General features: G+C 65.8%; 13 protein-coding genes. 6 read left to right on the plus strand and 7 right to left on the minus strand.

Annotated elements, in window-relative coordinates:
- A partial coding sequence (locus tag EOA49_RS27300) for a L,D-transpeptidase family protein (RefSeq protein ID WP_348626898.1) occupies positions 1 to 185 on the plus strand: 185 nt, incomplete at its 5' end.
- Positions 186 to 269: 84 nt separating this feature from the next.
- On the opposite strand, the gene EOA49_RS27305 is transcribed toward EOA49_RS27300, so the two are convergent.
- Complete coding sequence (locus EOA49_RS27305) at positions 270 to 527, minus strand: DUF1127 domain-containing protein (protein WP_127241138.1); 258 nt, start codon at positions 525 to 527, stop codon at positions 270 to 272.
- A 131-nt stretch (positions 528 to 658) separates the two neighbouring features.
- Here EOA49_RS27305 and gcvA point away from each other — a divergent pair, with 131 nt between their 5' ends.
- Positions 659 to 1585, plus strand: coding sequence for a transcriptional regulator GcvA (gene gcvA, locus EOA49_RS27310; protein ID WP_127241137.1), 927 nt, complete (start codon positions 659 to 661; stop codon positions 1583 to 1585).
- 76 nt (positions 1586 to 1661) lie between these two features.
- Here gcvA and EOA49_RS27315 read toward each other — a convergent pair whose 3' ends face one another.
- The 6 genes from EOA49_RS27315 to tsaD all read right to left on the minus strand — a co-directional run bounded on the left by EOA49_RS27315 (position 1662) and on the right by tsaD (position 5756).
- Positions 1662 to 2087 carry a DUF1761 domain-containing protein gene (locus tag EOA49_RS27315; protein ID WP_127241136.1) on the minus strand — a complete coding sequence of 142 codons (426 nt, stop codon included), beginning with the start codon at positions 2085 to 2087 and terminating at the stop codon, positions 1662 to 1664.
- Between the two features lie 51 nt (positions 2088 to 2138).
- Positions 2139 to 2810 carry a methyltransferase gene (locus tag EOA49_RS27320; RefSeq protein ID WP_127216599.1) on the minus strand — a complete coding sequence of 224 codons (672 nt, stop codon included), beginning with the start codon at positions 2808 to 2810 and terminating at the stop codon, positions 2139 to 2141.
- Positions 2807 to 3232, minus strand: a complete 426-nt coding sequence (locus tag EOA49_RS27325) for an EVE domain-containing protein (protein WP_095826266.1) — start codon at positions 3230 to 3232, stop codon at positions 2807 to 2809. The genes EOA49_RS27320 and EOA49_RS27325 overlap by 4 nt, the downstream gene beginning before the upstream one ends.
- Before the next feature lie 102 nt (positions 3233 to 3334).
- Positions 3335 to 3631 carry a YciI-like protein gene (locus tag EOA49_RS27330; protein ID WP_127241135.1) on the minus strand — a complete coding sequence of 99 codons (297 nt, stop codon included), beginning with the start codon at positions 3629 to 3631 and terminating at the stop codon, positions 3335 to 3337.
- Between the two features lie 17 nt (positions 3632 to 3648).
- A complete protein-coding gene (locus tag EOA49_RS27335; RefSeq protein ID WP_127241134.1) occupies positions 3649 to 4674 on the minus strand; it encodes an NAD(P)H-dependent glycerol-3-phosphate dehydrogenase in 1026 nt (341 codons plus the stop codon).
- Positions 4671 to 5756 carry a tRNA (adenosine(37)-N6)-threonylcarbamoyltransferase complex transferase subunit TsaD gene (tsaD, locus tag EOA49_RS27340; protein WP_206519926.1) on the minus strand — a complete coding sequence of 362 codons (1086 nt, stop codon included), beginning with the start codon at positions 5754 to 5756 and terminating at the stop codon, positions 4671 to 4673. Before tsaD ends, EOA49_RS27335 begins: the two co-directional genes overlap by 4 nt.
- Before the next feature lie 229 nt (positions 5757 to 5985).
- Between tsaD and hemC the strand changes: the two genes are divergently transcribed.
- The 4 genes from hemC to EOA49_RS27360 form a co-directional block, all read left to right on the plus strand.
- Positions 5986 to 6912, plus strand: coding sequence for a hydroxymethylbilane synthase (hemC, locus tag EOA49_RS27345; RefSeq protein WP_127241132.1), 927 nt, complete (start codon positions 5986 to 5988; stop codon positions 6910 to 6912).
- 1 nt (position 6913) lies between these two features.
- Positions 6914 to 7627 carry a uroporphyrinogen-III synthase gene (locus EOA49_RS27350; RefSeq protein ID WP_127241131.1) on the plus strand — a complete coding sequence of 238 codons (714 nt, stop codon included), beginning with the start codon at positions 6914 to 6916 and terminating at the stop codon, positions 7625 to 7627.
- A 105-nt stretch (positions 7628 to 7732) separates the two neighbouring features.
- Positions 7733 to 9205, plus strand: a complete 1473-nt coding sequence (locus EOA49_RS27355; protein ID WP_127243459.1) for a mitofilin family membrane protein — start codon at positions 7733 to 7735, stop codon at positions 9203 to 9205.
- A gap of 10 nt (positions 9206 to 9215) precedes the next feature.
- Positions 9216 to 9666 (plus strand): heme biosynthesis HemY N-terminal domain-containing protein (locus EOA49_RS27360; RefSeq protein WP_281058464.1); only part of this gene is annotated, 451 nt, incomplete at its 3' end.

Raw genomic sequence — 9666 nt, forward strand, 5'->3', positions numbered from 1 at the left:
ATGTGTGCCTGGTGCTGGACTGGAACATCGTGCCGCGCCGGCGCGGGTGCGGCAGCGCGATCTTCTTCCATCTGGCGCGTCCCGGCTTCACGCCGACGCAAGGCTGCGTCGCGGTGACGGCGCGCACCATGGCGAGGCTGCTGCCGCTGCTGTCGGACCGGACGGTGGTGAAGGTGGTGAGGTAGGGAGTAGGGGGTAGGGGAGTAGGATATGTCACGGAGGACGCACGGCCACCGAAGCGAGATTCTCTGCCTACTCCCCCTATTCCCTCAGTGCCGCTTAGGCTGCTGCCAGCCGGTATCCAGCAATCCGATCCGGCCAAGGTCCCGGTTCATCGCCTTTGCGACGTCCCTGCGCTCGACGCCGATGTCGCGCAGCTGGCGGTCGGAGAGATCCTCGACGGATTCGTCGGGAAGCCGAGCGGCGACCCGGGCCTGGCACAGCCACTCGAATGCCGAACGCAGCCAAAGCGCGATGCCGGAGTTGGATTTCGGAGCGGCGTGGGACTTCAGGACGATCTCGGTCATGGCGCTATCCGTGTTCTTCGGATATCAAATCCGGTTTGATGGTTTATCGATGCAGCCATCTTGCCGGATTGAAAAACAAACGGGAAACGAGTAGTTCTTGTCCGATTATCAAGTTTTTTTTGGAGATAGGAATGGCCCGCTTGCTGCCCGGAACGCGTGCGTTGAGGACGTTCGAGGCAGCGGCGAGGCACCTCAATTTTACCCGTGCCGCGGACGAGCTTGGCCTGACGCCGGCGGCGGTCAGCCACCAGATCAAGGAAATAGAGGATCAGCTCGACCTCGTGCTGTTCACGCGCACCAGCCGCACCATGCGGCTGACCGAAGCGGGAAACGTTCTGTTCGAAGCCTCGGTCGATGCGCTCGACCTGCTTGGCCGCGCCGTTACCCGCGCGCGCAAGATGGCGAGAGGCACGGCGCTGCTGAAAGTGACGCTCGACGCGCAGTTCGCAACCAAGTGGCTGATGCGGCGCGTCGACGGTTTCCGCCGGCAAAAGCCGGGCGTCGAGTTGCGCTTCGACATTACCTATGAAGTCAGGGATTTCGAGCGGGACGATGTCGATATCGGCATTCGTTTCGGTACCGGTAAATATCCCGGGCTCTGCGCGCACCGGCTGTTCGAGAACATCATCATCCCCGTCTGCAGCCCGGCGCTGCTCGCCTCAGGCCCGCCGCTGAAGGAGCCGCGCGATCTCTTCCACCATACGCTGGCGCATATCGAATGGTCTCGGCAGGGCGTCACTTGGCCGAACTGGAGCATGTGGATGCACGCGGCAGGGGTCGAAGATTTCGACGACAGCCGCACCCTTGTCTTCGCGTCCTCGACCGATGCCGCGCAGGCGGCGCTCGACGGCAATGCGGTGGCGCTTGCCGACTTCGCCATGGTGGCCAACGACCTTTCGCAAGGGCGGCTGATCCGGCCCTTCGAACTCGGCATCAAGGTCGCGCCGGAGTTCGCCTATTTCCTGGTTTATCCGGAAGCGATGAAGGACGACGCGCGCATCGTCGCCTTCCGCGAATGGCTTCTCGACGAAGTCACGAAAGACGCAGACGCGGGTTAGCGACGCTCCGGACCGCGCTCTCTCTCTGTTTGGCGCAATTCCGACGGAACCGTTTCACACTTTTCCTGGAAGTGCCCTAGCCTGCCGGCGCGGCCGGCGCGCCGAACCAACCGATCACGGCGCCGATGATGAGCAGCACGCCGAGCCAATGGCCGGCATCGATCAGCGTGAGGTCCCAGCCAAAGCCCTGATAGCGGTGGTTGACCGACAGCGTGGTGGCGACAAAGCCAAACCAGAGCACAAAGCCGAAGATCACGCCGGCGAGCGGGTTGGGCTCGCCGCCGGTCATCGCGCCGACCACCAGCGCCATGACCAGCGCCATGACGAGCTCGGCGACGAAGCTGACGATGAACGGAACGGCCGAGCGCTTCATCGTCGCCGGATCGAGCTTTGCCGCCTTCAGCCAGGGCCTGCTCAGGCCCATGTACCAGGCGGCACCGAACAGCCACGCCATGACGGCCGCGGCGATCACCGCCAGCCAGTTCACCGTTGAGAAATCCATAGAATCCCCTTCCCGAAAGATGAGCGATGGAATCCCTGTTCGCCGGCTGCGTCAAGCCGAAGCGGCGGAAACCCATCGCCACACGGTCGTGCGCTTGACCTCGGCATCCTCCAGCACGCGCGTCACCGGTACCTGGTAGACGGCGAGCGATTGCAGTCCGGTCTTCGGCAGATAGGCGCGCCCGGGATCGCCGACGAGGATGTCGGCGCCGCGCGCCTTGAGGCTCGTGAACCACGGCGTCAACCTCTCCGCCAAAGGCTTGTCGTAGAAGACATCGCCGGCCAAGACGACGTCCCAGCCGTCATCCGTGCCGATGGAGTCCGCATCCAGGAAATCGGCCTTCACGCCATTGGCTTCCAGGTTGAGGGCGATAACCGTCGCGCAAAAGGGATCGATATCGGCCGCGGTCAGTTCAGCCGCGCCGGCCTTCAAGGCAGCGATGGCGACCATGCCGGAGCCGGAAGCGAAGTCGAGCACGCGTTTGCCCTGCAACGTCGCCGGATGGTCGAGCACATAGCGGGCAAGGCCCTGGCCGCCGGCCCAGGCGAAAGCCCAGAAGGGCGGCGGCAGGCCGATCTCGGCCAGCTCCTCCTCGGTGCGCAGCCAGAGGTCGTGCGCCTCGTCAGCCAGGTGCAGCAGCACTTCCGGCACGTGCGGCGGCGCCATCAGCGCCGTATTGTCGAGGATGAATGTCCTTGCGTTTTTGGGGGTGAGTCTGGTCACGGTGCCGGGTCGAGGCCGGCCATGCGGCAGACTTCTTTCCACTCTGCCGGCGTCACCGGCTGCACGGAAAGCCGGCCAAGCCGCACCAGCGCCATGTCGGCCAGCTTCGGATTGGCCTTGACCTGTTCCAGCGTCACCGGCTTCGGCACGTCCTTGCAGGCGCGGATGTCGACGCATTCCCAGCGTGGATCGTCGGTGGTGGAGTCGGGGTGGGCAAGCGCGCAAACCTCGGCGATGCCGACGATGTCGAGGCCTTCATTGGAATGGTAGAAAAAGCCGAGATCGCCGATCTGCATGGCTTTCATGTTGTTGCGCGCGGCGTAGTTGCGCACGCCGTCCCACTGCGTGCCGGCCTTGCCCTTCGCCTTCAGCGCCTCGAAGGAAAAGACCGAAGGTTCGGACTTGAACAGCCAGTAGTTCATCTCAGTTGTCCCCTTGCCATTGTCGGTTCGCCCCGATTGAAGCGTTGGCGCTCTTCTTTATCCTTTCCCCGTTCTCGCGGGGAGAGGGAGCGCCGCGACCGGTCACGCGGCGGCGGGCTTCTGGAAGAACCAGTTCCATGGACGGATTTCGACGCTTTCGAACAGGCCGGCCTTGGCATAGGGGTCGGCGGCCGCCAGGGCTTGCGCGCCGGCCATGTCGGGCGCCTCGATCATCACCAGGCTTCCGTCAGGCTTGCCGGCAGCGTCGAGGAAGGGACCTGCAAAGGCAAGTCTTCCTTCGCTGATCAGGCCTTCCAGGAACGCCGCATGCGCCGGCCTTGTGTCGGCGCGCAGCTGCAAGCTGCCGGGCTTGTCCTTGCAAATCAACGCAAACAGCATGTTTCAACTCCGAGGCTTCAGATGTCGGTTTCGGTTTTGAGCGGCCGCGTCATCAGCGCCGTCACAGCCTGGCCGATGGTCACCTTGCCATCGAGGATGGCGGCGACCGCGGCAATGATCGGCGCCTCGATGCCGCGCTCGGCGGCGATGCGGGCAGCAATGCCGGCCGTCGGCACACCTTCGGCGAGCGGCAGGCCGGTGAGCTCCTTGCCTTGGCCGAGCGCCAGGCCGTAGGCGAAGTTGCGCGACTGCGCCGAGGAACAGGTGAGCAGCAGGTCGCCGAGGCCGGAGAGCCCCATCAGCGTCTCCGGCCTGGCGCCGAAGGCGGCGCCGATGCGGCGCAGCTCGACGAAGCCTCGCGTCACCATGGCGGCCTGGGCGCTGGCACCAAGCTTGGCTCCGGTGACGGCGCCGGCAGCAATGGCGAAGACGTTCTTCAGCGCGCCGCCGATCTCGACGCCGATGAGATCGTCGCTGGAATAGCAGCGCAGGTTCTCGGCCGAGAAGCGGGCAGCGAGATCGGCCGCCAGTTCTCCGTCGCGGCCGGCCACCACCACGGCCGTCGGCAGGCCGCGCGCGACATCGCTGGCGAAGCTCGGGCCGGAAAGTGCTGCGACCGGATTGTCGGGCAGGTTTTCCTCGACGATCGAGGACAGCAGCGCGCCGGTGTCGCGCTCGATCCCCTTGGCACAGAGGACGAGCGGCACGCCGGATGGCACATGGCCGGCGGCGGCGGTCAGCACCACGCGCAGCGATTGCGCGGGCGTTACCGCCAGCACGCAATTCGCACCGTCGAGCGCAGCAGCGATATCGCTGGTGGCGACGATGCCGGGCTCGATCGCGATGCCGGGCAGATAGTGCGGGTTTTCGCCACGGTCGATCGCGGCGACGGTGTCGGGATCGCGGGCATAGAGGCGGACAAAATGGCCGGCGCGCAGCATGGCGAGCGCCAGCGCCGTGCCCCAGGCGCCGCCGCCAAGCACCGCTACGCGCCAGCCGCTGGGCGCCTTGGTTTGTGCGCCGTTCGTGACCGCGTCAGTCATGCCTTTGCCCCGCGACGGCCCGAGCCGACCAAGGGAGCGGAAACACTGTCCAGCGGCCAGCGCGAGCGCGGCACGAAGTCGGCGGCGCTCGCGTCGGCCACCCCGGCGCGCAGCCGCTCGATGCCGGCCCAGGCGATCATCGCGGCATTGTCGGTGCAAAGCTTTTGCGGCGGCGCGACGAATGCGAAGCCGGCCTTGGAACAGCGCGCCTCCAACGTCGCCTTGATCGTGCGGTTGGCGGCGACGCCGCCGGCGACGACCAGCGCCGGCTTTGCCGTCTCGGGAAATTCCTTGCGGAAACGGGCGAGCGCCCGCGCGACACGGTCGCCCAGCGCATCGGCCACCGCAGCCTGGAAGGAGGCGCAGATGTCGGCGACGTCCTGGTCGCTGAGCGGCGCGATTGCCGTTGCCGCCTGGCGCACAGCCGTCTTCAGGCCGGAGAAGGAGAAATCCGGCTGCGCCGACCCTTTCATCGGACGCGGGAAGGCAAAGCGGCTCGCATCGCCGCCGGCCGCTGTCTTTTCTACGTTGGGCCCGCCCGGATAGGGCAGGCCAAGCATCTTGGCCGTCTTGTCGAAGGCTTCGCCCAGCGCATCGTCGATGGTCGTTGCCCAGCGCTGGTAGTCGCCGACGCCGCGTACAGCGACGATCTGGGTGTGGCCGCCGGAGACCAGCAAGAGCAGATAGGGAAAGTCGAGCCCCTCGGTCAGCCGGGCAGTCAGCGCGTGACCTTCGAGGTGGTTGATGGCGATCAGCGGCTTATTCGCAGCGGCGGCAATCGCCTTGGCAGTCATCAGACCAACGATCAGCCCGCCGACCAGCCCCGGCCCGGCAGTCGCGGCGACGGCGTCGACCTCATCGAGCGATACGGCCGAATCGGTCAGCGCTGCCTCGACGATCCCATCCAGCGCCTCGACATGGGCGCGCGCGGCAATCTCGGGCACGACGCCGCCGAAGGCGGCATGCTCCTCGATCTGGCTCAAGACGACATTGGAGAGGATTTCGGGCGCGGAGTCGCCGTCCAGCGCCACCACGCTGGCGGCCGTCTCATCGCAGCTTGTCTCAATGCCCAGAACGCGGATCAATTCGTCGCTGTCCTCGAAGATTGTGTCTCCGACCTTTCCTATATAGGAGGTCTGTCGATAGTCAGGTGGTGCCGGCCTGCGAATGGCGGTTTTCTGCGCTTCCGGCGCTCACGTACCCAAAAGTACGCTCCGCTCCGGTTCTCGAAATCCGCCATTTTCGGCTCGGCCTGACCTGAATCTCGGCAGACCTCGGAATCGCCTCGGGGGTTATCACGGACCGCGCGCCATGCAAACAACCTTGAAAATCGGAACACGCGGCAGCCCGCTGGCGCTCGCCCAGGCGCATGAAACGCGGGCGCGGCTCATGCAGGCGCATGGCCTGCCCGAGCAGGCCTTCGAAATTGTGCCGATCTCGACCAGCGGCGACCGCATTCAGGACCGGCCGTTGTCGGAAGCGGGCGGCAAAGGCCTGTTCACCAAGGAGATCGAGGAAGCGCTGCTCGATCGCCGCATCGATATCGCCGTGCATTCCTCGAAGGACATGCCGACGGTGCTGCCCAACGGGCTGGAGCTTTCCGTCTTCCTGCCGCGCGAGGACGCGCGCGACGCCTTCATCGGCAAGACCGCGAAGCGGATCGCCGATCTGCCGCATGGCGCCACGATCGGCTCGTCGTCGCTCCGGCGCCAGGCGCTGCTCCGCAGGATGCGGCCGGACCTCAATGTGGTGATGTTCCGCGGCAATGTGCAGACCAGACTGCGCAAGCTGGATGAGGGCGTGGCCGAAGGCACCATCCTCGCCTATGCGGGGCTGAAGCGGCTCGGGCTTGAGAGCGTGATCACCGATCTGATGCCGCTGGATGTCTTTCCGCCGGCGCCGGGGCAGGGGGCGATCGGCATCGAAAGCCGCATCGGCGACGGCGTGGTCGACAATATGTTGGCGGCTATTCACGACATGCCGACCGGTCAGGCGCTGGCTTGTGAGCGCGCCTTTCTTGCTGCGCTCGACGGCTCCTGCCGCACGCCGATCGCCGGCCATGCGATCGTCTCGGACGAAAACCTGTCTTTCGCCGGGCTGATCATCTCGCCCGACGGCACCGAGTCGCATGAGGTCAGATTGAACGGCCCGGCCCGGGACGCGGCGAATATCGGCGTGGAAGCCGCGCGGGCCGTTCGCGCCAAGGCCGGCGCAAAATTCTTCGACGGCTGGGCCTGACATGGTCCGCGTCCTGGTGACGAGGCCGGAACCGGGCGCCTCCCGCACGGCCCGGCGGCTTCAGGCCCAGGGGTTCCAGCCCGTCCTGCTGCCACTGACGGAAACAGTGGCGTTGCCGGTCGAGGCAAGCGTCTTGCCCGCTGCTGCCGCGGTTGCCGTCACCAGCGCCAATGCGGTGCGCTATGCGCCCAAGGAACTGGTCGCCGCGCTTGCCGCGCTGCCTTGCCATGCGGTCGGGACAAGGACGGCGGAAGCCTGCCGTGCGGCTGGATTTACGTCCGTCTTTGAAGGCCCAGGCGATGCCGAAGCACTGGCCGGCCAGATAACCGCCGAACTTACGGGCAAGGAGATGGTTTATCTTTGTGGCCGGGTGCGCTTTCCGGTGTTCGAAGAACGGCTGGCGGCAGCCCGGGTGCGTGTCCGGCCTGTCGAGACCTACGACACCATCGAATTCGATTATGGCGACGATGCCGTCGTTGCCCGATTGTCGGGCACGCCGGTCGAGGCAGTGCTGCTCTATTCGGCCAAGGCGGCACCCGTGATGATTGGCCTGGCCATGCGCCCAGCACTGCGGCATCTCTTTGAACGGGCGGAGTTTTTGGCCCTGTCCGTAAGAATCGCCAAAGAATTGGACGGGGTTGGCGGGCAAAAGGTTCGCATTGCCTCTAAATCCGACGAGGACGCGCTGTTCCAGCTTTTGTCGCTACCGAGCTGAGCCGCGTCATCACACCGCCCCTTTTCACCGCTTGGTGATGTGGTAGAGCATCCTTGAGCTCTAGACCCTTCGAACCATCCTCAAGCCAATTTGCGGAGCCCAAGCATGGTCAAGACGCCTAAGGTGCGACATTCGAAGAGCCGCCGCGAGCCGGTGACCATCGAACTCGAACCCGGCGCCGTCTCGCGAATCACCGACGAGGATGCCGCCAATACCGATACCAACACGGAACGAACCGACGAGGCGAAGGCAGAGGAAGGGGCTGCTGCTTCGCAGCCGGAAGCTCCCGAAGAGCCGATCCATGCCGAACAGGCCGACATCGAGCCGTGGGAACACACCGACGCGGCGCAGGGCGGAGCTGACCAGGCTGGAACCAACAAGGATGGGGCGCAAGCATCCTATCCGGGCACGGATGAGGCTCCGAAGAGCGAACCAAAAAGCTTCGGCTACAGTTTCGAGGATGCGTCGGCAGCCAAGACCAGTTCTGCCGCCTCGGCGTCGAAGCCGAGCGAAACCCGAAGCGACGATCGCGACTTCCCGGCCGCCAGGCGCTCAGGCGTCAACATGATTGCTGCCGGCGTTATCGGCGGCGTTGTCGCGCTTGCCGGCGCCGGTCTTCTGCAAGCGGTAGGGCTGCTCGGTTCTCCGACTTCGGTCGGCGGGCCCTCGCCCGACGGCGTCACCGGCGAGATCGCTTCGCTGAGAAGCCAAATCGCGGCACTTAAGGAGGCGGCCGATACCGGCGCTTCGGCCAAGGTCGACGGCCTGTCCTCGGCGCTCGACCAGGTGAAGTCGGACCTCGCGGCGCTGAAATCCTCGCCCGGCCAGGGCGACGACGGCGCCGCGCTCAAGGCGCTCACCGACAAGGTCGGCCAGGTCGAGACGTCGGTCGCCGACCTGCAGAAGGCCGGAAATGCTGCACCGGTCGATGTCGCCCCGCTCAACGAGAAGCTCGCCGGGCTCGACGCGCTTGTGAAATCGGCGGGCGACGCGGCGAAGGCGGCGGACAGCCGGATCGCGGCGCTGGAACAGTCGGTGCAGCAGCTCTCCGGCAAGGTCGACGCGCAGGCCTCGCAGCCGAAGATCGCGTTGGCGATTGCCGCTTCGGCGCTGAAGGCGGCGCTCGATCGCGGTGCGCCGTTCGCGACCGAGCTCGACACGTTCGCCGCCATTGCGCCTGACTCGCCGGAGCTTGGCGTTCTGCGCGGCTATGCGGAAAAAGGCGTGCCCACGCGAGCCACCATCGCTTCCGAGGCCGAAGCCGCCGCCAACGCCATGATCGAAGCGGCAACGCCGGTCGACCAGAATGCCGGCTTCTTCCAAAGCCTGATGTCGAGCGCGAAATCGCTGGTGCAGGTGCGGCCGGTCGGCGCCGTCGAAGGCAAGGGAGTGCCGGAAACGGTCGCGCGCATTGAAGTGGCAGTCAACCAGGGCGACTATGCCAAGGCGCTCGCCGAATACGATACCCTGCCCGATGCGTCGAAGGCGGCCGGCGCCGACTTCGCCAGCAAACTGAAGGCGCGGCTCGAAGTCGAAAAGCAGATCGAAGCGCTGATTGCCGGCGCGACCAAGGCATGAGGACCGTCAGATGATCCGCATCCTCGCCTTCCTCGCCGTCGTGTTCGCGCTGGGACTCGGCTTTGCCTGGCTGGCCGACCGCCCGGGCGAGATGATCGTCACCTTCAACGGTTACCAGTACCAGGTCACGCTGATGGTGGCGGCGGTGGCGATCGTCGCCGTGGTCGCAGCGGTGATGATCGTCTGGTGGCTGATCAAGTCGCTGTGGAACAGCCCTTATGCGATCTCGCGCTATTTCCGGGTGCGCCGCCGCGACCGCGGCTACCAGGCGCTGTCGACGGGGATGATCGCGGCCGGCGCCGGCGACGGCGCGCTGGCGCGCAAGAAGACCAAGGAGGCCGCCAAGTTGATCAGTTCCGACCAGGAGCCGCTGATCAACCTGCTCGATGCGCAGGCCTCGCTGCTCGAAGGCGACCATGACGGCGCGCGGGAAAAGTTCGAGCGCATGCTCGATGATCCGG

Origin of the sequence: Mesorhizobium sp. M1A.F.Ca.IN.020.04.1.1, from assembly GCF_003997315.1 — a bacterium.
GTDB lineage: Bacteria > Pseudomonadota > Alphaproteobacteria > Rhizobiales > Rhizobiaceae > Mesorhizobium.

What these genes read in the sequence shown, in the direction of transcription:
- EOA49_RS27315 (WP_127241136.1), bottom strand. Translation starts at nt 2,087, where the DNA reads ATGGATTTCTCAACGGTGAACTGGCTGGCGGTGATCGCCGCGGCCGTC.
- EOA49_RS27355 (WP_127243459.1), top strand. Translation starts at nt 7,733, where the DNA reads ATGGTCAAGACGCCTAAGGTGCGACATTCGAAGAGCCGCCGCGAGCCG.
- hemC (WP_127241132.1), top strand. Translation starts at nt 5,986, where the DNA reads ATGCAAACAACCTTGAAAATCGGAACACGCGGCAGCCCGCTGGCGCTC.
- EOA49_RS27325 (WP_095826266.1), bottom strand. Translation starts at nt 3,232, where the DNA reads ATGAACTACTGGCTGTTCAAGTCCGAACCTTCGGTCTTTTCCTTCGAG.
- EOA49_RS27350 (WP_127241131.1), top strand. Translation starts at nt 6,914, where the DNA reads ATGGTCCGCGTCCTGGTGACGAGGCCGGAACCGGGCGCCTCCCGCACG.
- EOA49_RS27305 (WP_127241138.1), bottom strand. Translation starts at nt 527, where the DNA reads ATGACCGAGATCGTCCTGAAGTCCCACGCCGCTCCGAAATCCAACTCC.
- EOA49_RS27330 (WP_127241135.1), bottom strand. Translation starts at nt 3,631, where the DNA reads ATGCTGTTTGCGTTGATTTGCAAGGACAAGCCCGGCAGCTTGCAGCTG.
- gcvA (WP_127241137.1), top strand. Translation starts at nt 659, where the DNA reads ATGGCCCGCTTGCTGCCCGGAACGCGTGCGTTGAGGACGTTCGAGGCA.
- EOA49_RS27335 (WP_127241134.1), bottom strand. Translation starts at nt 4,674, where the DNA reads ATGACTGACGCGGTCACGAACGGCGCACAAACCAAGGCGCCCAGCGGC.